The organism is Pantoea sp. MHSD4 (genome assembly GCF_021043305.1).
GTDB lineage: Bacteria > Pseudomonadota > Gammaproteobacteria > Enterobacterales > Enterobacteriaceae > Pantoea > Pantoea eucalypti.
Map to the genome: position 1 here is coordinate 156,525 of NZ_JAJNDH010000004.1, position 22,242 is coordinate 178,766.

The following is a 22,242-nucleotide window of genomic DNA, read 5'->3' on the forward strand; positions in this document are numbered from 1 at the left end:
ACTAAAAAAGAGAGAGCATCATGACCACAAGACAACTTCGGCTGGGCACTATTCTGCATGGCGCATCGGGAAACATGTCCGCCTGGCGCCATCCTGCGGCACAGGCTGATGCCAGCATCAGCCTGGATTACGCAAAAAAAATCGCCCGTAAAGCGGAGCAGGGCAAGCTCGACTTCCTGTTTGTCGCCGACGGATTATTTATTAATGAGAAATCGATACCACACTTTCTCAATCGCTTTGAGCCGCTGACACTCCTGTCTGCCCTGGCGGGCGTTACGGAACATCTGGGACTGGTCGGCACCGTTTCCACCTCCTACAGCGAGCCGTTCACCGTGGCGCGTCAGTTTGCCAGCCTCGATCACCTCAGCGGCGGTCGCGCGGGGTGGAATGTGGTGACCTCGCCGCTGGAAGGTTCCGCAAAAAACTTTTCCCGCCAGAAACATCCTGAGCATGCGTTGCGTTACCGCATTGCCGATGAGTATCTGCAGGTGGTGAAAGGCTTATGGGATTCGTGGGAGCAGGATGCTTTTGTGCGCGACAAAGCGAGTGGGCAGTTCTTCGATCCGGCAAAGTTACATACGCTCGATCATCACGGTGACTTCTTCCAGGTGCAGGGGCCGCTGAACATTGCCCGCACGCCGCAGGGCCGTCCGATTATCTTCCAGGCCGGGGCCTCTGAGGACGGTAAAAAGCTGGCGGCGCGCCACGCTGACGCCATCTTTACCCATCAGCCGACCCGCGAAGAGGCGCAGGCGTTTTATCAGGATGTGAAGCAGCAACTGGAGGCGAATGGCCGTCATCCAGAGGATCTGCACATCTTCCAGGGTGTCAGCGTGATTGTTGGCGATGATGCAGAGGATGTGGAGCGCCAGTATCAGACCACGGCGGCGCTGGTATCAATTACCGATGCGCTCAATTACCTGGGGCGTTTCTTCGACCATCACGACTTTTCACAATACCCGCTGGATCAGCCGTTTCCGGACATTGGCGACATAGGTCAGAACAGTTTCCGCAGCACCACCGACGAGATCAAACGAAAAGCCAGAGAGCACGGTCACACCTTGCGTCAGGCGGCGCTGGAAGCCACCACGCCGCGACCGCTGTTTCACGGGACACCGGAAGAGGTCGCCGATGGTCTTCAGCAGTGGTTTGAGACCCAGGCCGCTGACGGCTTCATCATCAATGGCGGTACGCCCGATACCTTTGAACGCTTTGTCGACCGCGTGGTGCCGATTCTGCAGGCTCGCGGGCTGACGCGTCGCGACTATCCGGGCAGCACCCTGCGCGACAGCTTTGCCCTGAAACAACCCGTTAATCAGTTCACCTCACAATAGGGCACAGGCCATGAAAAAAACATCACCTCTTCTCGCCCTGCTTATTCTGGCGGCAAGCAGCCATGCGCTGGCGGAAGATACCCGCGTTTCCTATAACGGCCAGCGGGTCAGCCTTGAAGCGAATAAAGCGCCAGTCAATACCGTGAAGAATCCGGGTGCCATCGCTCAGTTGCCTGCCGGTCATCACTTTGTGGTGCCAGGTTCCTTTACCGTGGCGGTTGCGGCACTGAATTCGCCACCGCTCACCGTGTTTTCCGACGACAACAAAACCCTGCTCGGCAGTGAAGTGGACATTGCCCGGCTTGTCGCTGACAGCCTGGGACTGAAACTCAACGTCGTGCCTGCGTCGTGGGAAGACTGGCCGCTGGGTGTGGCCTCAGGCAAGTATGACGCGGCGATCTCCAACATCACCGTGACCAAAGATCGTAAAGAGAAGTTTGACTTTGTTACCTACCGTAAAGACTCCCTGGGTTTTTATGTCAAAACCAGCAGCCCGATAAAATCACTGACTAAAGCAGAGGATATCGCCGGGCTGCGGATCATCGTGGGATCCGGCACCAATCAGGAGGCGATTCTGCTGGCATGGGATAAAGAGAATCAGGCAAAAGGACTCAAAGCCTTTACGCCGATCTACGCCAAAGATGATGCGGCTCAAACGCTGGCGCTGCAGGCGGGCCGCGCAGATGCATACTTCGGTCCCAACGTGATTGGAGCCTGGAAAGCGGCACTGACGGGTAAAACCCGCCTGGTGGGCAGTGTCGATGGTGGCTGGCCAAAAGCGGCACACATCGCCGTTACCGTGAAGAAAGGCAGCGGCCTGGCGGAACCGATCAGCACTGCGCTGAACGGCGTGATCGGCAATGGCGACTATCAGAAGGTGCTGAACCGCTGGGGTGAAGGTGTTGAGAAGATCGACCGTTCAGAAATCAATCCCGCCGGGCTGGGCGACTAAGGAGCTGACCATGAGTGAATCCACTTTTCGCGATGTTTCACCCGATGCACCAGCGCTCCAGCCGATTCTCGGCGGGCTATTTGATGAATATTCCGCGCGTTACGGTGACTACTTTGCCCGGCATAAAGAGCAGGAACTGACCGAATGGTATCTGCCGCCGCAGGGGCTGTTTATTGTGCTGGAGCGTGACGGCAAGATTATCGCGATGGGCGCTTACAAACCCTGTGATCCACAAACCGCCGAGCTGAAACGTATCTGGACACGCAGCGATCTGCGTCGTCAGGGGCTGGCACTGGTGGTGTTACAGGAGCTGGAGCGGCGTGCGCTGCAGGCAGGTTATCAGCGGCTGTTTCTCACCACCGGCTTTCGCCAGCCGGAAGCGGTGCGGCTCTATACCGGCCACGGCTATCAGCCTCATTTTGATCTCAGCGGCGATCTGGAGCGTTACGGCCAGCCGCCCCATGACGGACGACTGCGTTTTAGTAAAGTCATCGGCGTTTATAACGTCGCCGAAGCGAGTTAAGGAGTGACGATGAGCAAGCATCAACAACTACAGGTGGTGCCAGCGCGCTACCCGGCCCGCACCGCCGGGGCTATCGTGGCGCTGTTTATACTGGCGGGCGTGGTGCAGTCGGTGGCCTTTAACCCACGCTGGGAGTGGAGCGTGTTTGCCCGCTGGTTCTTTGATCCTGTGATCCTGCATGGCCTGGGTCAGACGCTGCTGCTGACCCTGCTGGGCACAGTATTCGGCCTGCTTTTGGGCGGTCTGCTGGCGCTGGCGCGACTTTCCTCGTCATGGCTGCTGAGCACGCTGGCGTGGGGTTATATCTGGCTGTTCAGGTCACTGCCGCTGATTGTCGTGCTGATTATTCTTTATAACTTCTCCTATCTTTACGACACCCTGTCGATCGGCATTCCGTTCACCGGTCTGTCGTGGGGCGCGTATCAGACGATTAACGTACTGGGCCAGTTCCAGGCTGCCGTTATTGGTCTGACGCTGGTGCAGGCGGCTTACAGTGCGGAGATTATTCGTGGCGGTATCCTCGGTGTCGATCACGGTCAGGTAGAAGCCGCGTCCGCGTTGGGTCTCTCCGCCACGCGCCGCACCTTCCGCATCATTCTGCCGCAGGCACTGCGCGCCATTATTCCTGTCGCCTTTAACGAGATCATCAGCCTGGCGAAGGGCACTTCCGTGGTTTACGTACTGGCGATGCCGGAGCTGTTTTACACCATCCAGATGATCTACAACCGTAATCAGGAAGTGATCCCGCTACTGATGGTGGGGGCCGCCTGGTATCTGATTATTACCACCGTATTGTCCGTGATTCAGTATAACGCTGAACGCTGGATGGCCCGCAGCGTCACGCGTGAACCGCAACCCTCTCGCTGGCGACAGTGGCGCAACCGCGTCACACCCCTTCATCCAACCGAGGAGATCAGCCATGTCAGAAGCCATTGATTACCGCACTTCACACACCACCGGAGCCATCAGTATCACCGGGGTCAGTAAACGTTTTGGTAAACATAAAGCGCTGGATGATGTTTCGCTGTCGCTGGAACCCGGTTCAGTAACCGTGATTCTTGGCCCCTCCGGTTCCGGTAAATCCACGCTGCTGCGCACCATTAATCATCTGGAGCGGGTCGATGAGGGATTTATTCAGATTGATGGTGACTACATCGGCTATCAGCAACGCGGCAATAAGCTTTATGAGCTGAAAGAGAAGGCGATTCTGCGCCAGCGCATCAACGTCGGCTATGTGTTCCAGAATTTCAATCTGTTCCCACACCTCAGCGTGCTGGATAACCTGATTGAAGCGCCGATTGCGCATCGGCAGTTAACGAAAACGGAAGCGATACAGCGCGCCGGTGAACTGCTGGATATTGTGGGCCTGCGCCATAAAGCGGATGCCTGGCCACGTCATCTGTCGGGCGGGCAGCAGCAGCGCATCGCTATTGCGCGTGCGCTGATGCTTAATCCGCGTGTCATGCTGTTCGATGAGCCGACCTCGGCGCTGGACCCGGAGCTGGTCGGCGAAGTCCTCGACGTGATTAAAAAGCTTGCACGTTCCGGGACTACGCTGGTGATTGTGACGCATGAGATCGGCTTTGCCCGGGAAGTGGCGGATAACGTGGTCTTTATGGTGGATGGCCGGATTGTGGAGCAGGGCAGCACGACGCAGGTGCTCAATCATCCGCGTCATGAACGCACCCGCCGTTTCCTGGCGCGAGTGTTATGAGAGGGCTAACGTTTACCGCGTTGATGCTTCTTCCGGCGCTGACCTGTTCAGCGGCAGAGAAGCTTGATGTGCTTAAAAATGAGGTGCCGATCCCTGCCCCGGCTAATCCGCAGGCGATCGCTAAAATTCCCGCTGGTTTTCATTTTATCGAAACTGGCACGCTGACGGTCGCGACCTCAGCCACCAACTCACCGCCGCTGTCACTGCTGGCGTCAGACAACGTGACCCGGATTGGCAGTGACCCGGATATTGCCAGACTGCTGGCGGACAGTCTGGGCTTAAAGCTGAAGCTGGTTCCGGCTTCATGGGAGGACTGGCCGCTGGGCATCAGCGCCGGACGCTATGATGTCGCGATGTTCAATATAGCCGTTACTGAAGAGCGCAAGAAAAAGTTCGATTTTGCGACCTATCGCGCCGACAACCACGCCTTTGCAGTGAAAAGCGACAGTCAAATCCGCCGGATTAATAGCCCGGCGGATATTGTCGGCAAGCGGATTATCGTCTCGTCGGGCACCAATCAGGAGCGTATATTGCTGAGCTGGGATCAGCAGAACCGGACCCAAGGTCTGCCTGCGGTAACGCCGATCTACCTTACTGATGATGCATCGGCGACGCTGACGCTGCTGTCTGGGCGGGCCGATGCGATGTTTGGACCTCACTCCATGGCGGCCTGGAAAGTGGCGTCACGCGGTCAGACAAAGCTGGTGGGCAGTGGGCCGTTTCGCGCCTGGGTTGCCGTGACCACCAAAAAGGGCAATGGTCTGGCCCCGGCGCTACAGGCTGCGCTCGACGGCACCATTACGGGCGGTCAGTATCAGCAGGTGCTGGCCCGCTGGGGCGAACAGGATGAAGCTATTACGCACTCCACAGTAAATCCACCGGGCATTGTTTACTGAGTCCACAGAGCCGGCGCTGTTCCGGCTTTTCATTAAAAAAGTGAGCCAGAACAATGTTGGATCTCCTCCCGCGCCTCTCTCGTCTGACCGCCCCCGGCTCGCAGCGCCTCACCGAATTGAGCTACACTCTTCAGCGTTAGTGATTTATCCTGCCCGCCTGTTTCCGTTAACATTCAGTGCCTGGTGGAGTAATTAACCTGGAAGCCCCATGAAAATCAGATTCCTTTCTGCCAATGAACCAAAACTGGCTGAGGTGCGCAAGATACTCGAACCCATCGGGGTCGAAGTGCTGCCCATTGCCCGTCGCATCGAAGAAATTCAGACTGAAAACGAGCTTGACCTGGTGCGCGACAAACTCACCAAGGCGTTTTCGCTGATTGGGCGACCGCTGTTTGTGGAGCATACCGGCCTCTATCTGGATGGCCTCAATGGTCTCCCCGCCGGTCTGACCCGCATCTTCTGGAACCGCCTGGACGCTGAGCGCTTTACCGCGCTGGTGCAGGGGCTCGACAGCCAGGCGGTGACGGCTAAAACGGTGCTGGGCTATTGCGATGGCCGTAAAATGTATCAGTTTTCTGGCGAACTGCGTGGCACCATCGCCGCGAAACCTGCCGGGACACGTGGCTTTCAGTGGGACTGTGTTTTTATTCCCGAAGGCTATGACCAGACCTTTGCGGAGATGGGTGAACTCAAGAATGAGATTTCGATGCGGCGCATTGCGCTGGATCGCTTCGCTACCTTTTTAAAAACCTCGCGGGGAGTGGCATGAAACCTGAACTTAAGCGCGCCTATGATTCCGGCAAACTGATTCTGTTTGCCGGTGCCGGTATTTCGCGCAATTTTGGTCTTCCCGAGTGGCACGAACTGATTGCGCATCTTGCAAACGAGCTGGGTTACGATCCCAAAATCTTTAATACCTATGGCACGCATCTGTCGCTGGCGGAGTATTACAAGCAGAAGAAAGGTTCGTTAGGCCCGCTGCGCAGCTGGATGGATCGCGAGTGGCACCGTCCGGATATCGATGTCCGGTCTTCTGAAATTCATACCATGATTACCCAGGGTAACTTCTCCCGCATTTACACTACTAACTATGATCGCTGGCTGGAAGCGGCGCACGACGCGCACGGCGTACCCTATTATAAAGTGGCCAATGCTGCCGACCTGGTCTCTTTGACCGAAGATAAGCGCCACATCATCAAACTGCACGGTGACTTCGATGATGACACCTCAATCGTGCTTGATGAGAGCAGCTATTTCGAACGTCTCTATTTTGACTCGCCGCTCGACATTAAACTGACCCATGACGTGATGGGCAATTCTGTGCTGTTTGTCGGCTACAGCATCAGTGATTTCAACATTCGCCTGCTGTTTTACCGTCTGACTAAAATGTGGGGCCGCACCGGGCTGGCGACGGCGCGACCAAAATCGTATCTGTTCACTAACCGTAATAACCCGGTCGCCAAAGAGGTGCTGGGGCAGTGGGGGATCGAGGTGATCGTTTCTGAAGAAGACGATCCACGCAAGGCGCTGGCGATGTTTCTCGAAGAGCTGCTGGTCTAGTCAGCGCAGTTTCCGGCAGAGAAGTCTCAGGAAAATAAAAAAAACCTGCGCCAGGTTAAGGTTAGCCGGTGCATAACCGATAAACTCTATTCTCTGCTGGCAAAGCATAACCGGCATGATATACTGTATGTATACACAGTACCTGAGGGCGAAAAGATGGCTGTTGAAACAAAATTTGTTGTAGTCAGAAAGGGTGAAGAGAAGATGACGTTTGCCAATAAGAAAGAGGCCGATGCCTACGACAAAATGCTCGATATGGCCGAAGCTTTCACTGACTGGCTGTTACAGCATCAACCTGCACTGGATGAATCTCAGGCTGAAACCCTGGGCCTGCTGATTGCAGAACAGAAAGATGCGGTTCAGCATATTCTGCGCACCAGCAAATTGCCGGAAGCGGCAGTCTCCGTCTCTCAACCGGAAGCCGTGTCAGAGGCTGGCGCGGATGATCAGGCTGAAGAGCCTGCGGCCAGGAAAGTGCGCGCTGTTAAAGCCGCGTAATTGCCACAATGCCGGAAGCGAACCTTCCGGCGTTGCTGTTTTTGAATAACGGTTTGATCACCGCTTTCATCCCATTAATCTGTAAGTATCTCGCGGGTTTTAACCTGATAGCGGGTGCTTCTGCCGCCTCCCTCAAGCCGGAACAGACACCCTTTTTCAACCAGATCCGCCAGATGACGGGTCGCCGTGGCTTTACTTACTTTCGCGACTTTCTGATACTGGCTGGCGCTTATCCCCTGTTCGAAACCCTGCTCGCCACCGTCTAACAGCCGGTTAAGGACTTTTACCTGTTCCGGACTTAATGCCATCCCCTGATGTCGTAACCAGAATCGCGCTTTCAACTGTGTGCGATCAATAACATCCAATGCCTGTTTCAGGCTCTCATCCAGGATATCCAGAAACCACACCAGCCAACGGGTGATATCAAGGCCGCCTTTCTGCGTCTGCTCAAGGATGCGGTAATACCCGGCACGCTGCGCCAGTATTGCCGGAGACATGGCGTACAGGCGGATGCTCTGGCTGTCAGCCTGTGCCAGGGCGAGATCGGTCAATGCTCGCGTGATACGGCCATTGCCATCATCAAAAGGGTGTAGCGTGACAAACCACAGATGGCAGATGGCGGCCCGCAGTAGCGGGTCCAGCATCACATCATGCTGACTGCTGTTAAACCACGCGATGAACTGTGCCAGCTGTTGCTCCAGTCCGTGTCGCGGTGGGGCTTCAAAATGTACCGTGGGACGATCTATGCGTCCTGAAACCACCTGCATCGGTTCACTGCCACGCAACGTCCCGACGCTCAGGCGCTGTACTGTCCATTCATCTGCCGGGAAGAGCCAGTGATGCCACTGAAATAACCGTTCAAGCGTTAATGGCTGGCTGCGATTGTTGATGGCATCGAGCATCATCGCGGCCAGTCCTTCTGACCGATCGGAGACCGGATAGGGCTGCGTTTCCGTAACGCCTAACCGGCGCGCCAGAGACGAGCGAACTGACTGCACGTTGACCCGCTCCTCTTCGATTGCCGAAGAGGAAAGAATATTACCCAACAGGGTATCCAGCGTCTGTGATTCAGTGTCTGACTGCAGGCTGGCGCGGCCAAGCAGCAAACCGCGCTGCTGCTGCAAATGGCGCAGGCGTGGTAGCAGCTCGTTATCCTGCCAGTGAAATTGGGGCCATTCCGGCTGTTGCCAGATCCAGTCAACGCTCATCATCCACTCACGGTTAAAGAGAATGAGCCGAATAAGTGTGGTTAATCGGCTCATGATATGAGTCGATAATAGCGGATATTTGGCTCACAGGCCAACCGTGCGGAATGGCAGGCAAAGAAAAGGACCCGAAGGCCCTGTTTACTAGCGGGAGAACTGCATAAAAGTGTCTGAATAGTAGTGAACGATCCAGGCGATATACGCTAGCCAGACAACCATCCCAACAGCCAATCCTGATTTACCGATCATTGTTCTCTCTCCACTGCGATAAGGGGGCTACAGCAACTGTTGACATAAACTGACAGTAATAGCGGACGGCGATATTGTTGCAGATCAAAAAAAGCCCGTTCTGCAGTTTTGCCATCTTCCCCTGGCGATCAACTTTCCTGTACCGCGCACGTTGAGACCCCCATCACGGCAGGATAAGCCCCATTAAAGTTCAAAAAAACGCCGCCGATAAATGATCTCAGGAGCACCATGAACACAGGGAGGTATTGAGGCAGGTAAATTCCAGGGGAATCACTATGGCCGGTCAGGTAACGCATAAGAAAAAAATGAGTACCCGTGCGCAGATGTTAATCATGGGTGGTTTAACGATAGTGCTGGGATTTACCGTGACAATTGGGGTCCTCAGCTGGCAATCAGGTAAAGAACAAAAACAACTGGCCGAAAAATATCTGCAGCAGATTGCGCAAAGCCGTGCCTTGCAGGTGCAGCAGGAGCTGAGCCATGCCCGCGATGTTGCCAGCCTTCTCGGTCAAAGTCTGATCGCGTTACCCCGCGCCGGTATTACCGATCGCAAAGCGGTCGATAAAGTGATGGAGTATGCGTTACGCGCGAATCCTGACTATCTGTCGATGTCAGTCATCTTTGAACAGAATGCGTTTGATGGCCGTGATGCAGAGTTCGCCTCACAGCCTGGACAGGCGCCACAGGGGCGCTATGCCTTTTTTGTGGATCGTGACGCAGCAGGTAAATATGCCATGCATCCGCTGCTCTCTTATCTGACGCCGGGTCAGGGCGATTACTATCTGGTTCCGCAAAAATCACAAAAAGACACGCTTACCGAACCCTATAGTTATGCCTATAACGGCGTGCCGACCCTGCTCACCTCCGTAGCGGCCGTCATTATGGATCAGGGCACCTTAAAAGCAGTTGTCACCTCTGATATATCCCTGGCTTCACTGCAACAGAAAGTGAATCAGATTAAACCCTGGCAGGGCAGCGGCTATGCGTTGCTACTCTCCAGTAACGGTAACGTTGTCTCCTCGCCGGTGAAAGATGAGGCTGGGAAACCGTGGAAAGGGGAAAAAGATGGCTTTACGTCGAAAGTCGTACAGCATTTTGATGCCGTGCTGGGTGAAGATGCCCTGGTTACCTGGCAGCCAGTAGTGATTGGGAACAGCGACAAAGCCTGGTATCTGGGCGTTGTTGCACCGGTCAGTCAGGTGATGGCCGCATCCACCCAGCAGCTGATGTGGGCGGTGATCCTGATGGTCGTCAGCGTTCTGCTGGTCGGCGCGGTACTGGGCATGCTGTTCAGCCGTAAAGTGCTGCGTCCAATTGGGGGCGAGCCGGTTGAAGCGGCGCATATTGCCCTGGCCGTTGCTGATGGCAAGCTGGATAACCGGATCCCGGTGAAGAGGGGTGATAGCAGCAGCCTGTTCTTCGCGCTTAGCACCATGCAAAGCCAGCTCCGACAGATTGTTGGACAGATAAAAGATTCCAGTGAATCAGTGCGTCAGGGCGCGGGCGAAATCGCCAGCGGCAATCTCAATCTGGCATCACGCACCGAGGAACAGGCTGCTGCGCTGGAGCAGACCGCAGCCAGTATGGAGCAGATCAGCGCCACTATTCGTCTGAATGCCGACAATGCACAGCAGGCAACCAGCCTGACTGAAAACGCGACGCATATTGCCAGTCGCGGTGCCTCGCTGGTGGGTGAGGTGGTGCAGACCATGGCGCAGATCGATGACAGTTCGAAAAAGATCGGCGACATTACCACGATGATCAACAGCATTGCCTTTCAGACCAATATTCTGGCGCTGAACGCGGCGGTGGAAGCCGCACGTGCCGGTGAACAGGGCCGCGGTTTTGCGGTAGTCGCCTCTGAAGTACGCAACCTTGCCCAGCGCAGCGCGAATGCGGTGAAGGAGATTGGTGCACTGATTGAAGAGTCGAGCGTGCGAGTCGAGAGTGGTGTCCGGCTGGTAAATGATGCCGGTAAAACCATGCAGGAGATGATGCACGCGGTCAATTCAGTGCAGGGCATTATTGGTGAGATTGTTACTGCATCAAGCGAACAGGCGCGAGGCATCAGCCAGGTGACGATTGCCGTCAATGAAATGGATGGCGTGACCCAACAGAACGCCGCGCTGGTGCAGCAGATGTCGGCGGCCGCCAGCTCACTGGAAGATCAGGCGCAGCAGCTGTCACAGACGGTGGAGCAGTTCCATCTGGCATAAGGATGCAGCTCAGGGAGCATACGCCTTACGCAAAGACGCAAGAGCGCCATCCCTGGCGACTCAACGCGGCGAGGACGCACCTCAGCCCTGAGGTGCGTCCTTAGCCGGGCTAACGCTTTACGTTGTTCAAAAAGCGCCGGGAGTTTTTTGTCCGTAGCCCGCGATGCGTTGCTACAGGCTTATGCTCCCATCGCTTTAAGCGGGTTTGCCCCCTGCATTCACTACTGACTTCAGATTAATCATTGCTCCGTCAGCCGCTCACCGCTGCTGGCATCAAACAGGTGCATTTTTTCCGGGTTTACGGTGACCGCTAGCGTACCGCCAGGCATGGCGTCACTACGACCGCTCAACTGCATATGCAGCGGGAAACCCTGCCAGTTCAGATGCAACAGCGTTGATTCACCCGTGATCTCCACAATATTTACCGCAGCGGGTTGTCCGCTGGCATCAAAAATCAGATCGTGAGGGCGCACGCCCAGCGTAACCGGCTGGCCGGCCTGCTGCTGCGCGGCACGGTGCCAGCGAGGCGGCAATGGCAGCCACTGCTTACCACAGCAAACACCAGGCAGGCCATCCCGTGACTGGAAGCAGGCATCCATCAGGTTCATTGGCGGCGAACCGATAAACCGCGCCACAAACGTGTTAACCGGCCGATCATAAATCGCCAGCGGCGCGCCCTGTTGCACAATCACGCCCTCTTTCATTACCACAATCTGATCCGCCAGCGTCATCGCCTCGACCTGATCGTGGGTAACGTAAACCATCGTGGTGTTGAAGCGCTGATGGAGGGATTTAATTTCGGCACGAAGCTCCATACGTAACTGGGCATCCAGGTTCGAGAGCGGCTCATCGAACAGAAATACCTGTGGGTTGCGGACCATGGCTCGTCCCATCGCTACACGCTGCCGCTGTCCGCCGGACAAGGCCCGTGGATAACGCTGTAAGAGCTGGTCGATGCCGAGAATGCCGGCGATGCGGGCGATTTTGCTTTTCTGCTCCTCGCGCTTCACCTTTTTTACCTGCATGTGAAACGCCAGATTCTCTGCAACGGTGAGGTGCGGATAGAGCGCATAGCTCTGGAATACCATGGCGATATCCCGGTCGGCAGGATCGAGATCGTTAATCCGCTTTTTATCCAGCATAATCGCCCCATCAGAGACGGTATCAAGCCCGGCAAGCAGCCGCAGCAACGTCGATTTTCCGCAGCCGGAGGGGCCGACCAGAACAGTAAAACTGCCATCAGGAATGGTTAAATCCAGCGGGTGCAGCACGCTCTGTTTACCATAACGCTTCGCCACCTGTACAAGTTCAACACTGGCCATGTTCAGCGCACCTCATTTGATAGTTGGAGTTGTTGCCAGCTGGGATAGCGGCGCGGAGAGCTGCTTATGGCTTGTGAGGCCACTTCAATGCCCCAGCGCAGCGCGGTATGCGATGACTGGCGGTAAAGCAGTGCAGTCAGAAAACCGGCATTAAAACTGTCACCGGCCCCAATGGTATCGACTACCGTTACCGGCTGACCGGCGGCAAATTGCACCGAGGCCGCAGACCAGAGACGCGCGCCCTCTGCGCCACACTTAATCACGCAACCACCGCAACCACTGAGCTGAGCCGCCAGCCGTTTACCGCTCTGTTCCAGCAGGTCTGCGCCCGCCAGACCCAACGCTTCCACTTCATTCAGCAACAGCCAGTCACAGTCAGGCAACCAGTTACCCATTTCCAGGCGAAGCTCATCACTCCAGCCCGCAGGCGGCCAGCCGGTATCCACGGCGACACAAAAGCCCCGGTGCTGTAGCGCGGCCAGCAACGTCGGATAGCGGCGATAAAGTTCATGACAGAGAAAGGTGCCACACAGCAGCACAATATCGCCCTGCGTCGCCTGCTGGGGTAACTGCGCCAGCACATCGTCAGCGGTGAGCACGGTAATATGACCGTGATTGCTCAAAAACGAACGTTCGTGATCAGGATGGGTTATGCCCACCGTGAGCGAGGTCTCACAGGCGTAACGTGGCCAGTGTGCGGCGCTGTGGGGAAAATGGCTGGCGAGCCAGTGACTGAAGCCATCGTCACCCTGATTGGCAATAGCCCGATGCGGCACCTGCATTGCCTCCAGCGCCAGCGCACAATTACCCGCTGAGCCACCGGGACGTAACGCACTGTGCTGCAGCATCACTTCCGTACCGCGTGCCGGCCAGTCGCCGAGCGTACCCATGATTAAATCGACATTAATGTTGCCCACCACATAAAGTGTGGACGCAATGGTCTTATCCATAATTATCCCTTACTTCCACCGCTGGTGAGACCGCTGACCAGCGTTTTCTGCAACCAGATGGCAATAAACAGTGGCGGCACCGAAGCCAGAATACCAATCGCCGCGATCAGGCCATCATCGGTCGCACGTCCGGCGGTGAAACCGGCAATCGCGACTGGCAGTGTCTGTGCTGAAATGTTGCTGGTGAACAGCAGCGCGTAGAAAAACTCATCCCAGGCCAGCAGCCAGCCAAACAGTGCTGCGGCACCGAGCACTGGTTTCGCCAGCGGCAGTGTGATGCGTAGCAGAACCTGCCAGAAGCGCAGACCATCCAGACGCGCTGCCTGTTCGATATCACGCGGCAGCGAGTCAAACTGGTTCTTCAGCATCCAGGTCAGAAACGGCAGGATTAGCGAGCAGTAGACCATCACCAGACCGGGACGTGTGTTGAGCAACCCCAGCTGTTGCAGCAGAAAGTAGAGCGGCAGAACAAACGCCACCGGCGGCACCATATAGATCGCCAGTGCACCGGAGAGCCAGGCATCACGTCCGCTGTAGCGTGAGAAACTGAATGCCGCCGGTATTGCCAGCAGCAACGAAATCGCCGTTGCCACCGTTGCTACCAGCAAACTGTTGCCGAGTGCATGCAGAAAAATGTTGCCCGGCTGGTTTGGTGCCAGTGAAACCAGTCCCTGATAGCGGCTGAAATCCCACTGACGCGGCAGCCACTCCAGCGGAACGCGTGAAAGATCACTGGCAGAACTGACGCTCATTAAAAACAGCCAGCCCATTGGCGCCACAATGCTGATGGCGACCAGCAGCGCAGCCATATAACGCAGCATACCCCGCAGTTTAGTTTTCATAAGCGGAACTCCGGCGACGCTGATGCCATAACATCAGCAGGTAAAGCGTAATAAGCAGGGCGCACATCAGGGTCATCAATATTGCGTAGGCCGCACCACTGCCAGCACGCAGATAGCTGAACGACTCCTGATAGACGAAAAAGCTTAAGGTTTTGGTGCTGTCCACCGGGCCGCCGCGGGTCATGACATAGATGATGTCGAAGATTTTAAAAGCATCGATGGTGCGTAATACCAGTGCAACGCCAAGCGGGGCAACAATTGCCGGGAAGGTAATCGCCCGGAAACGACGCCAGGCGGATGCGCCATCCAGCCGTGCCGCTTCAAACAGATCCTCAGGGATCGATTGCAGTGCCGCCAGCACCAGTAGCGTGACCAGTGGATAGTTTTTCCAGATATCCGCGAACATTACCGCGTTGAGTGCCGCATCCGGCGAGCCAAGCCAGCTGCGATAGCCATCAATAATACCGAGCTGACTGAGCAGGGCGTTGATGCTGCCGTAATCAGGGTTAAAGTTCAGCCGCCACATCATGGCATTGACAATGGTCGGTAGCGCCCATGGCAGAATTACCAACACCCGCAGCACGTTGCGCCCGATGAATTTCTGATTCAAAAGCAGCGCGACCAGCACACCGATGATGCCTTCGAAGGTGACGGATACAACAGTGAAGTAGAGCGTGCGCCAGATCGACGCCCGAAAGTCGGGATCGCTAAGCGCATAGAGATAGTTTTCCAGGCCAATCCAGGCGGGTGACTCACCGCTGCCAATCAGCGCAGCATCAGTAAAGCTCAGCCAGATAGTGCGCAGCAGAGGCCAGGCGGTTAACAACAGCATCACCAGCAGCATGGGTGCAAGCAGCACCCATGCCTGACGCTGTTCGCGTTGACGCAAACTCAGCATCATGACTCCTTAACGCAGCCGGGCAGCGCTTTTATCAATCGTTGCCATCGCGTCCTGCGCCGGGGTTTTTCCCAGCAAGACCTGTTGTAACTGCTGCTGCAGCTGATTGGACAGACGAGAATAATCAGCAGTCTCAGGACGTGACAGCATCACGTTTAATGATTTATCCGCTGCGGCAATCAGGCTCTCCTGATCCTTTTTCACCGCCTCATCCTGATAAGAAGATTTCCAGATCGGCAGGCTGAGCTTGGCATACTGATTCTGGACAGGCTGTGAGGTCATGTACTGAATGTACTGCCACGCCTCATTGGCATGCGTACTGCCTTTGGTGATACCCAGTCCCATTGAGCCGTTCACTGCGCCCACTTTTCCAGGCGCATCGCCCGGCGCTGGCATAATGCCAACATCGCCCGCCACTTTGCTCTGCTTAGGATCGTTCGCCATGTTGTACATGTAGGTCCAGTTCAGCGCGAAAGCCGCATCGCCATTAGAGAACGATTTACGCACATCTTCTTCCAGATATTCACGGGATGCTGGATTACTCAGCCCATCATCGAGCGAACTTTTCATCAGGTTCAGCGCCTTAAGCGAGGCAGGACTGGAGAAGTCGAGCTTGCCGTTCTGATAGAACTTTCCACCAAAGCCTGACACCAGCGTGGTGTAGTCACACACCAGTGCTTCAGCCTGAGACCAGCTCCAGACCAGCGGATAGTTGACGATCTTCTTATCTTTGATGATCTTCGCGTCATCCAGCACCTGCTGCCAGGTCTGCGGCGGGGTGGTGATGCCCGCTTTAGCCAGCATCGCTTTGTTGTAGTAAAGGTATTTGGTATCCAGAATCCACGGCATACCCAGCGTCTTACCCTTGTAAACCACCGTGTTCATCGCGCCCGGAAAGACCTTCTCTTTTTCCTCTGTCGTAATGCGTGCGCTGACATCCTGCAGCAGGTCAAATCGGGCGAACTCTGCTGGCCAGATGGCATCAAAGAGCACCACATCATAGCCATTACCGCCTGCACCGCGCGCTGCCACGATTTTATCGTGCAGCGCTTCGTAAGGAACAAACTCCAGATTGACAGTGACATCCGGATGCTGCTTCTGAAAATTTTGCGTCATGGCACGGATATCGTTTTCGCTGTAAGCCGCCTGAGTCATAAACAGGGCATTGATCTGGCTGGCCGCCGCCGCGCTGCCTGCGCTTAACATCAGTAAGGCAGCAAAACCGGCTTTCAGTTTGGGGGTATAATGCTGTGACATGGTCTTCTCCACTATGCAGCAACAGGCTGTTGGTTAATTAAATCAATTTGATTGATTTAATCGGGGGCGTAATTTGGTCAGCATATAAACTGACCTGTCAGGAGTTAAGCAAACGGCATGCCACAGTGGTGAAGATCTGTGCAACAAAGCCGTAACAACGCTAACACTCAGACTGCGCTTTTATGGCAAAATTGCCTATTCTGATGTGCAGAAATTGCGTGCAGCATCAAAGATATTGTTTGCCCGAATGACACTGGGGACCAATACTGTCAGGCCCCGCTGTAATGGAAAACAACATGAAAACCTCGGGTACCAACCTTGAACATGCGCGGGCGCACAACCGACGTGTGGTGATTGAAGCCATTCGACTTCACGGTGAGCTGACCCGCGCAGAACTGGCTCGCATGACAGCGCTGACGCCGCAGACTGTCTCGAATATCGTAGCGGAGCTTGAGCAGGCCGAGCTGCTGACCAGCCGACAGCCGCGCCGCAGCGGCCGTGGTCAGCCTTCGATTCCGGTCACGCTCAATCCCACCAGTGCGTGGTCGATCGGTATTCATCTTGATCATCAGACACTATTACTGGTGCTGGTCGATCTTAGCGGCGAAGTGCATTTCCGCCGCCTCCTTATGGTGCAAAAGCCACAGCCTGCTGCCACTCTGGCGTGCATTGCCAGCGTGCTGGAAGAGATGCGCGCTTTCCTTGGCACACAATGGCAAAAAGTGCTGGGTATTGGCGTGGTGATGCCGGGGCCTTTTGGCGTGGAGGGGATTTCATCAACAGGCCCCACGACACTGAACGGCTGGGAGCAGGTCGATATCGAGGCGGAGCTCGCCACTATCAGCGGATTACCGGTCACGCTGGAAAATGACGCCACGGTGGCCGCTATCGGCGAGCGCTTTCACGGCACGGCGCGGCATCTTAATTCCTTTATCTATCTCTACATCGGCACCGGTCTGGGTGCAGGCATCTTCACCGATGGCCATATCTATACCGGCCACGCTCAAAATGCGGGCGAGATCGGACACATCGTGGTGGAGCCGGGCGGTCGGGACTGTTACTGCGGCAATCAGGGCTGTCTGGAGCGGTATGTCTCATTGCAGGCAGCGTATGAATTCTGCGGCCTCGATCCGATGCGAGCGTTACCAGAAGATTTGTTGCAGATTGAACCCGCGCGCTTTACTGCCTGGATTGAGAGTGTAATGACGCCGTTGCGTCAGGCGATCAATATTCTGGAGTCGGTGTTTGATGCTGAAGCGGTAATAATTGGTGGGATGATGCCTGCGCCCTTGCTGGAGCAGATGATAAAACGATTGCCACCGCTTTATCAGTCGGTGCGAGGTCGTTATCTGTTTGATATGCGGCTAAAGATTGGTATGACCGGCAGCGATACCGCTGCGCTGGGTGCTGCAGCCTTGCCGATTTTCGATGAATTTAACCCGCAGTTTCAGGTGCTGATGAAGTAGGCAAGGAAAAAGGCGCTGTTGCTGGCAACAGCGCCTTTCGTATCAACCTGGATAGATACCGCGATCTTTACGCGCCATCAGAATGCGCTCACACGCCACGATATAGGCTGCGGTGCGGAGCGAGCAATCTTTCTCCTTCGACTTCTCCCAGACGTGAACCATCGCTTCCGTCATGATTTTATCTGAGCGACGATTGATCTCATCTTCGCTCCAGAAGAAGCTCGCCATGTCCTGCACCCATTCAAAGTAGCTGACCGTTACGCCACCCGCGTTACAGACCACATCCGGTACCACGATAATGCCGCGCGTTGCCAGCATGTCATCGGCATCCGGATAAGTTGGTCCGTTTGCCCCTTCCAGCACGATTTTGCAACTCAGGACTTCAGCACGCTCGCGGGTAATCTGTCCTTCCAGTGCGGCCGGAATCAGGATATCCATCCCGGTGGTCCAGAACGCCTCTTTATCAATGTTCTGAGCGCCAGGGAAGCCGGCAATCTGCTTATTGGCGATCTGCCATTCAGTCAGTGCGGCCATATTGATACCATCGGCGTTAAACAGCGTGGCGGTATGATCCTGAATCACGACCACGCGTGCGCCGGCCTCTTCAAACAGGCGTGCTGCTTCGCTACCCACGTTACCAAAGCCCTGAACCGCAACGCGCGCGCCTTCAATTTCGATACCGGCACGACGCGCCACTTCGCGTCCGGTAATGAATACGCCGCGACCGGTAGCTTTTTCACGTCCCAGTGAACCGCCCAGATGAATAGGTTTACCCGTGACGACGCCGGTGATCGTTGTGCCATGGTTCATGGAGTAGGTATCCATCATCCATGCCATCACTTTGCTGTTGGTGCCAACATCTGGTGCCGGAATATCTTTCTGCGGGCCGATGATAATGCCGATCTCGCTGGTATAACGGCGGGTCAGTCGTTCAAGTTCGCCATCGGACAGTTTGAAAGGATCAACGCGAATACCCCCTTTGGCACCACCATAGGGCAGGTTAACTGCCGCACACTTGATGGTCATCCAGGCGGAAAGGGCCATGACTTCATTAAGGTCGACGTCCGGATGGTAGCGAATACCGCCTTTACCTGGCCCGCGCGACAGGTTGTGCTGAACGCGATAGCCTTCGAAGTGGCGAATTGAGCCATCATCCATCTGGAGAGGAATATCAACAATCAACGCACGTTTTGGATGACGCAAAGTATCTATCCAACGTGAAAGATCGCCCAGATAAGGCGCAACCCGGTCGATTTGTTGCAGATAGGTGGACCAGGCAGATGTGCTACTTTCAGACGCATAAGATAACTTATCCATAAAAAACCTTTCTTAATGAAGTTATTTATTGTGTGGAGCCGTGGACGTTAAACGCAGTGTATTGCGCGGACATAATCTAACACTCCTGAAACAAATAAGATGCGGTGCCAGGCATGCTGACGTGCAGCGACGCCCTGTTTTGGGGCAACCCGAGTGCATAGATTAGTTATAGTTAATGGCTTAATGCGAATAATGATGCGGCTTAAGTGCGTATTCAATGCATAGGGCGGGAAATATCGCTATCTTTCAATTCTTTGAGGGTGCTCAAAAAGTTAAATAATTGATCGCATCTGTGTTGACTTTGTTGCACCAATTAAGTGCATGAGAATAAGTAATCAAAGGATTACATAAAGTAATGAGTCATGCGCTAATAGCGCTGGCTAATCAGTGATTTAGAAAAGAGGGAGGGAGTCGTGCAGAAAAGACAAAAATAGCGGGCCAGTAAAAGGCCTGACCCAAAAGATGGTTAACGGCTCAGGGCCTGTTCAGCTTCATTCAGTTCCTGACGCGCTTCGGCCAGTTTATCTTCACGCTTCTGGATCTTGCTGGCGCTGCGTCCTTCTGCTTTTGCTTTTGCCAGTTCCTGTTCCCGTTCCAGTACTTCGCGCTTTTTCTCTATCACTTTTTCGTGGCGTTCCTTTGACAGGCTGCTTTCGCTACAGTGCTGATCGACTTCGCGCAGGGCTTTTTCAAGGCCAGCAACCTGATGAGTATTATTGTGCTGGCGTGCAATCGAGAGCTGAGTTTCGATCGTCTGCTTTTTGGCGGCACACCCTGTCAGGGCCGTGGCCGCATGAGCCACAGTCAAACTAAGTGGTAACAGATAGAGGCAGAAGGTCAGTAAGGTCTTTTTCATTATCGTCTCGTCAATGAGTCAGAATCGTGGCACCAGTATACAGAGCCAGCTTATGAGATTCTTAACGAAAAAAAATTTACCGGCGGTGGAAGAAAAAAAGGGAAATGGAGGGCTGCCTGCTTCAGGCAGCTGATGATGCAGAAGAGTGGAAGTAATGCAGATTACGATCCGGGCCGCTGAGCATTACCGGGTGACCATTCTGATGTTGCTGTTCAAAGTAATCCTGCATTTCCTGAGAAATCCCGGCACCACACCACATGACATGATGCTGGTAAAGCTCGGACTTAAGTGCAGGTTCTCCACTTGCATGTGAATCCACCTCGACATTAAAGCCCATGGCAGTAAGACGAATCGCTTCGAGCCAGATTTCAGTCTTATCCAGAACACTCACCGCTTCAAGAAATAAAGGGACTGATGATTTATTTCGCGATGAGAGGCGCATCACTTTATCCGCCTGCTGCTGCACAGATTGCTCAAAACGCGCCAGGCGTCGCGATGCACCCTGACGCTGATCGGCATGAAGCCAGACGCTCAGAGGTCGCAAAAGATTGATGATAAAATCATCACCACTGTAGTTGCTGGACATGTTGTGCATCTGACGGGCAAGCGACAAGGGTGTGCCAAATTCAAGCTGCCAGAGCATGTCGCCTTTACGCGCTGCCCAGCCATAGGTCGTGACCGTTGATGCGGCCAGCTGTCCCTCTCTGATCTCTTCAGGCGTCGCGCCAGTAGCGGTTAATCCCACTAAGGCATAGATTTCGCTGAGATGATCATCGTTCCAGATGTCGGGATTCTGCTGCGCCGTCAGTAAACCCTGTTTAATCCAGCGCTTAAGATTAGCCGGATGCGTACCCGTTAATGCGCAAATAGTATCGGTCGTAAAAGAATGCATATCGTGCCCTCTGTTGAGGGAAAGGCCGCCGTATTGAACCGGGGATGAGTAGCTACTATGAACCTTATAACAGCGAATTAACAGGGAAAAGCCGTGTAAAATCGGCGAGAAAGCCGCGTGACGCTTCGCTTATTCGTAATTATTCTGACGGTAAATTCATGATGATCAGAGAGTTAAAAGTGTCCATGACCGGTAAAAAAGAACTGTGTATTTATTCAGTAAAGATTCTTTACGCAAATATACCGGGAACGGATCTCCTGTTACCTTTTTAAGAGCATGCTGACTGCTTAACCCCTTACATCCACCCGGCAAATCGTTAAAATAGCGGGTTCTGATGATCAGGAGAAAGAGTGTCCCATGCGTTATCGTTTTACTCTCGCCGTGGTAACGGTTGCGGCTGTACTGACTGGTTGTGCGAAACATGCCGCCAGCGATGCGCCAGATGAATTTGCGGCTGGTCCGACGCAGATTGATGTCTCACACATCAAGACCCGTGCAGATGATGGCTCCAGTGTGTTCCTGACCGTAGATGGCAAAGACGCCGGCAGATTACCTAATGGCGAAAGCATGCTGCTGCACGTTCCTGCCGGAAAACACCAGATTGGCGGCTATGTGCCAACCCTGTTTGGTATGGGTCGAGTGACAATCGCACCTGTAGAAGTGACCACGTCACCTGAGGATGTCAAAAAAGTGGCCTACACGGTCACAAACAGCAAAGCCACCTTTGTCGAAAATAAGGGTGAGCAGGGCTGATTTGATGACGGCGGAGAGCCGCGCTCTCCGCTGGTACGTTCACCCTATAAACCGAGCTCACTCAACGAAGGGTGAGCGTCCGGACGCCGCCCCTGTGGCCAGTGAAACAGCCGCTGTTTTTCATCGATTTTAAGATCGTTGATGCTCGCAAAGCGCTGCATCATTAATCCCTGCTCGTTAAAGGCCCAGTTCTCGTTGCCATAGGAGCGATACCACTGACGCTGCTCGTCATGCCATTCATAAGCAAACCGAACCGCAATCCGGTTCTGGTCAAAACTCCACAGCTCCTTAATCAGCCGATATTCCTGCTCCCGCTGCCATTTTTGCTGAAGGAAAGCGACGATTTCTGCCCGGCCGGTCAGGAAGGTATCGCGATTACGCCATTGGCTATCCGCTGAATAGGCCAGAGAGACCCGCTCAGCATCACGGCTGTTCCAGCCATCCTCGGCCAGACGGACTTTTTCAATTGCCTGTTCAGGCCGGGTAAAGGGCGGTAGAGGCGGACGTGAATTTTCCAATGTCGTTTCCTTTTATCGCGCAGG

Annotated in this window: 23 protein-coding genes; 13 read left to right on the forward strand and 10 right to left on the reverse strand. The window is 54.7% G+C overall.

Annotation, left to right across the window (positions count from 1 at the left end):
- Positions 1–20 precede the first annotated feature (20 nt).
- The 9 genes from LQK91_RS13755 to LQK91_RS13795 all read left to right on the forward strand — a co-directional run bounded on the left by LQK91_RS13755 (position 21) and on the right by LQK91_RS13795 (position 7,477).
- Complete coding sequence (locus LQK91_RS13755) at positions 21–1,334, forward strand: LLM class flavin-dependent oxidoreductase (protein ID WP_105099750.1); 1,314 nt, start codon at positions 21–23, stop codon at positions 1,332–1,334.
- Between the two features lie 10 nt (positions 1,335–1,344).
- Positions 1,345–2,286, forward strand: coding sequence for an ABC transporter substrate-binding protein (locus LQK91_RS13760; RefSeq protein ID WP_105099749.1), 942 nt, complete (start codon positions 1,345–1,347; stop codon positions 2,284–2,286).
- A gap of 10 nt (positions 2,287–2,296) precedes the next feature.
- Positions 2,297–2,809 carry a GNAT family N-acetyltransferase gene (locus LQK91_RS13765; protein WP_105099748.1) on the forward strand — a complete coding sequence of 171 codons (513 nt, stop codon included), beginning with the start codon at positions 2,297–2,299 and terminating at the stop codon, positions 2,807–2,809.
- A 9-nt stretch (positions 2,810–2,818) separates the two neighbouring features.
- Positions 2,819–3,745: an amino acid ABC transporter permease gene (locus tag LQK91_RS13770; RefSeq protein WP_105099747.1), complete on the forward strand. Its 927-nt coding sequence runs from the start codon at positions 2,819–2,821 to the stop codon at positions 3,743–3,745.
- A complete protein-coding gene (locus LQK91_RS13775; protein WP_008924653.1) occupies positions 3,729–4,523 on the forward strand; it encodes an amino acid ABC transporter ATP-binding protein in 795 nt (264 codons plus the stop codon). The genes LQK91_RS13770 and LQK91_RS13775 overlap by 17 nt, the downstream gene beginning before the upstream one ends.
- Positions 4,520–5,419, forward strand: coding sequence for an ABC transporter substrate-binding protein (locus LQK91_RS13780; protein WP_105099746.1), 900 nt, complete (start codon positions 4,520–4,522; stop codon positions 5,417–5,419). The genes LQK91_RS13775 and LQK91_RS13780 overlap by 4 nt, the downstream gene beginning before the upstream one ends.
- Before the next feature lie 208 nt (positions 5,420–5,627).
- Positions 5,628–6,188, forward strand: a complete 561-nt coding sequence (locus LQK91_RS13785) for a non-canonical purine NTP pyrophosphatase (protein ID WP_003855100.1) — start codon at positions 5,628–5,630, stop codon at positions 6,186–6,188.
- Positions 6,185–6,979 (forward strand): SIR2 family protein, encoded by a 795-nt coding sequence (locus LQK91_RS13790; protein ID WP_003855101.1) that lies wholly within the window; start codon positions 6,185–6,187, stop codon positions 6,977–6,979. Before LQK91_RS13785 ends, LQK91_RS13790 begins: the two co-directional genes overlap by 4 nt.
- A 156-nt stretch (positions 6,980–7,135) precedes the next feature.
- Positions 7,136–7,477, forward strand: a complete 342-nt coding sequence (locus LQK91_RS13795) for a YebG family protein (protein ID WP_105099745.1) — start codon at positions 7,136–7,138, stop codon at positions 7,475–7,477.
- Between the two features lie 74 nt (positions 7,478–7,551).
- Here LQK91_RS13795 and LQK91_RS13800 read toward each other — a convergent pair whose 3' ends face one another.
- Positions 7,552–8,685, reverse strand: a complete 1,134-nt coding sequence (locus tag LQK91_RS13800; protein WP_008924656.1) for a Fic family protein — start codon at positions 8,683–8,685, stop codon at positions 7,552–7,554.
- Positions 8,686–9,206: 521 nt separating this feature from the next.
- Between LQK91_RS13800 and LQK91_RS13805 the strand changes: the two genes are divergently transcribed.
- On the forward strand, positions 9,207–11,147 hold the full coding sequence (locus tag LQK91_RS13805) for a methyl-accepting chemotaxis protein (RefSeq protein WP_003855106.1): 1,941 nt from the start codon (positions 9,207–9,209) through the stop codon (positions 11,145–11,147).
- A 239-nt stretch (positions 11,148–11,386) separates the two neighbouring features.
- Here the strand turns inward: LQK91_RS13805 and LQK91_RS13810 are convergent, their stop codons facing one another.
- From LQK91_RS13810 to LQK91_RS13830, 5 genes are read right to left on the reverse strand one after another with little or no spacing between them, the layout of a single operon-like run.
- The gene (locus LQK91_RS13810; RefSeq protein WP_105099744.1) at positions 11,387–12,469 is read right to left on the reverse strand and encodes an ABC transporter ATP-binding protein; all 1,083 of its coding nucleotides are present in this window, start codon (positions 12,467–12,469) and stop codon (positions 11,387–11,389) included.
- Positions 12,470–12,471: 2 nt separating this feature from the next.
- Positions 12,472–13,419, reverse strand: a complete 948-nt coding sequence (locus tag LQK91_RS13815) for a carbohydrate kinase family protein (RefSeq protein WP_105099743.1) — start codon at positions 13,417–13,419, stop codon at positions 12,472–12,474.
- A gap of 2 nt (positions 13,420–13,421) precedes the next feature.
- Positions 13,422–14,261: a carbohydrate ABC transporter permease gene (locus LQK91_RS13820; protein ID WP_105099742.1), complete on the reverse strand. Its 840-nt coding sequence runs from the start codon at positions 14,259–14,261 to the stop codon at positions 13,422–13,424.
- Positions 14,251–15,159 carry a carbohydrate ABC transporter permease gene (locus LQK91_RS13825; protein WP_105099741.1) on the reverse strand — a complete coding sequence of 303 codons (909 nt, stop codon included), beginning with the start codon at positions 15,157–15,159 and terminating at the stop codon, positions 14,251–14,253. Before LQK91_RS13825 ends, LQK91_RS13820 begins: the two co-directional genes overlap by 11 nt.
- Positions 15,160–15,168: 9 nt before the next feature.
- Positions 15,169–16,416, reverse strand: coding sequence for an extracellular solute-binding protein (locus LQK91_RS13830; RefSeq protein WP_105099740.1), 1,248 nt, complete (start codon positions 16,414–16,416; stop codon positions 15,169–15,171).
- 296 nt (positions 16,417–16,712) lie between these two features.
- Between LQK91_RS13830 and LQK91_RS13835 the strand changes: the two genes are divergently transcribed.
- Positions 16,713–17,882, forward strand: a complete 1,170-nt coding sequence (locus tag LQK91_RS13835) for an ROK family transcriptional regulator (protein ID WP_033763325.1) — start codon at positions 16,713–16,715, stop codon at positions 17,880–17,882.
- A gap of 42 nt (positions 17,883–17,924) precedes the next feature.
- On the opposite strand, the gene LQK91_RS13840 is transcribed toward LQK91_RS13835, so the two are convergent.
- The 3 genes from LQK91_RS13840 to LQK91_RS13850 form a co-directional block, all read right to left on the reverse strand.
- A complete protein-coding gene (locus LQK91_RS13840) occupies positions 17,925–19,199 on the reverse strand; it encodes a Glu/Leu/Phe/Val family dehydrogenase (RefSeq protein WP_003855119.1) in 1,275 nt (424 codons plus the stop codon).
- Between the two features lie 466 nt (positions 19,200–19,665).
- Positions 19,666–20,055, reverse strand: a complete 390-nt coding sequence (locus LQK91_RS13845) for a DUF1090 domain-containing protein (protein ID WP_105099739.1) — start codon at positions 20,053–20,055, stop codon at positions 19,666–19,668.
- A 121-nt stretch (positions 20,056–20,176) separates the two neighbouring features.
- Positions 20,177–20,947: a transcriptional regulator gene (locus LQK91_RS13850; RefSeq protein ID WP_105099738.1), complete on the reverse strand. Its 771-nt coding sequence runs from the start codon at positions 20,945–20,947 to the stop codon at positions 20,177–20,179.
- A gap of 44 nt (positions 20,948–20,991) precedes the next feature.
- On the opposite strand from LQK91_RS13850, the gene LQK91_RS13855 reads away from it, so the two are divergent.
- Both LQK91_RS13855 and LQK91_RS13860 read left to right on the forward strand, forming a co-directional pair.
- Positions 20,992–21,219, forward strand: coding sequence for a hypothetical protein (locus LQK91_RS13855; protein ID WP_146257622.1), 228 nt, complete (start codon positions 20,992–20,994; stop codon positions 21,217–21,219).
- Between the two features lie 85 nt (positions 21,220–21,304).
- The gene (locus LQK91_RS13860) at positions 21,305–21,700 is read left to right on the forward strand and encodes a hypothetical protein (protein WP_105099737.1); all 396 of its coding nucleotides are present in this window, start codon (positions 21,305–21,307) and stop codon (positions 21,698–21,700) included.
- A 44-nt stretch (positions 21,701–21,744) separates the two neighbouring features.
- Here LQK91_RS13860 and LQK91_RS13865 read toward each other — a convergent pair whose 3' ends face one another.
- Complete coding sequence (locus tag LQK91_RS13865) at positions 21,745–22,218, reverse strand: DUF1348 family protein (RefSeq protein WP_105099736.1); 474 nt, start codon at positions 22,216–22,218, stop codon at positions 21,745–21,747.
- Positions 22,219–22,242 lie beyond the last annotated feature (24 nt).

What these genes read in the sequence shown, in the direction of transcription:
- LQK91_RS13775 (WP_008924653.1), top strand. Translation starts at nt 3,729, where the DNA reads ATGTCAGAAGCCATTGATTACCGCACTTCACACACCACCGGAGCCATC.
- LQK91_RS13755 (WP_105099750.1), top strand. Translation starts at nt 21, where the DNA reads ATGACCACAAGACAACTTCGGCTGGGCACTATTCTGCATGGCGCATCG.
- LQK91_RS13795 (WP_105099745.1), top strand. Translation starts at nt 7,136, where the DNA reads ATGGCTGTTGAAACAAAATTTGTTGTAGTCAGAAAGGGTGAAGAGAAG.
- LQK91_RS13820 (WP_105099742.1), bottom strand. Translation starts at nt 14,261, where the DNA reads ATGAAAACTAAACTGCGGGGTATGCTGCGTTATATGGCTGCGCTGCTG.
- LQK91_RS13825 (WP_105099741.1), bottom strand. Translation starts at nt 15,159, where the DNA reads ATGCTGAGTTTGCGTCAACGCGAACAGCGTCAGGCATGGGTGCTGCTT.
- LQK91_RS13855 (WP_146257622.1), top strand. Translation starts at nt 20,992, where the DNA reads ATGAGTAGCTACTATGAACCTTATAACAGCGAATTAACAGGGAAAAGC.
- LQK91_RS13765 (WP_105099748.1), top strand. Translation starts at nt 2,297, where the DNA reads ATGAGTGAATCCACTTTTCGCGATGTTTCACCCGATGCACCAGCGCTC.
- LQK91_RS13850 (WP_105099738.1), bottom strand. Translation starts at nt 20,947, where the DNA reads ATGCATTCTTTTACGACCGATACTATTTGCGCATTAACGGGTACGCAT.
- LQK91_RS13860 (WP_105099737.1), top strand. Translation starts at nt 21,305, where the DNA reads ATGCGTTATCGTTTTACTCTCGCCGTGGTAACGGTTGCGGCTGTACTG.
- LQK91_RS13770 (WP_105099747.1), top strand. Translation starts at nt 2,819, where the DNA reads ATGAGCAAGCATCAACAACTACAGGTGGTGCCAGCGCGCTACCCGGCC.
- LQK91_RS13840 (WP_003855119.1), bottom strand. Translation starts at nt 19,199, where the DNA reads ATGGATAAGTTATCTTATGCGTCTGAAAGTAGCACATCTGCCTGGTCC.
- LQK91_RS13835 (WP_033763325.1), top strand. Translation starts at nt 16,713, where the DNA reads ATGAAAACCTCGGGTACCAACCTTGAACATGCGCGGGCGCACAACCGA.
- LQK91_RS13785 (WP_003855100.1), top strand. Translation starts at nt 5,628, where the DNA reads ATGAAAATCAGATTCCTTTCTGCCAATGAACCAAAACTGGCTGAGGTG.
- LQK91_RS13800 (WP_008924656.1), bottom strand. Translation starts at nt 8,685, where the DNA reads ATGAGCGTTGACTGGATCTGGCAACAGCCGGAATGGCCCCAATTTCAC.
- LQK91_RS13830 (WP_105099740.1), bottom strand. Translation starts at nt 16,416, where the DNA reads ATGTCACAGCATTATACCCCCAAACTGAAAGCCGGTTTTGCTGCCTTA.
- LQK91_RS13790 (WP_003855101.1), top strand. Translation starts at nt 6,185, where the DNA reads ATGAAACCTGAACTTAAGCGCGCCTATGATTCCGGCAAACTGATTCTG.
- LQK91_RS13815 (WP_105099743.1), bottom strand. Translation starts at nt 13,419, where the DNA reads ATGGATAAGACCATTGCGTCCACACTTTATGTGGTGGGCAACATTAAT.
- LQK91_RS13760 (WP_105099749.1), top strand. Translation starts at nt 1,345, where the DNA reads ATGAAAAAAACATCACCTCTTCTCGCCCTGCTTATTCTGGCGGCAAGC.
- LQK91_RS13780 (WP_105099746.1), top strand. Translation starts at nt 4,520, where the DNA reads ATGAGAGGGCTAACGTTTACCGCGTTGATGCTTCTTCCGGCGCTGACC.
- LQK91_RS13805 (WP_003855106.1), top strand. Translation starts at nt 9,207, where the DNA reads ATGGCCGGTCAGGTAACGCATAAGAAAAAAATGAGTACCCGTGCGCAG.
- LQK91_RS13810 (WP_105099744.1), bottom strand. Translation starts at nt 12,469, where the DNA reads ATGGCCAGTGTTGAACTTGTACAGGTGGCGAAGCGTTATGGTAAACAG.
- LQK91_RS13845 (WP_105099739.1), bottom strand. Translation starts at nt 20,055, where the DNA reads ATGAAAAAGACCTTACTGACCTTCTGCCTCTATCTGTTACCACTTAGT.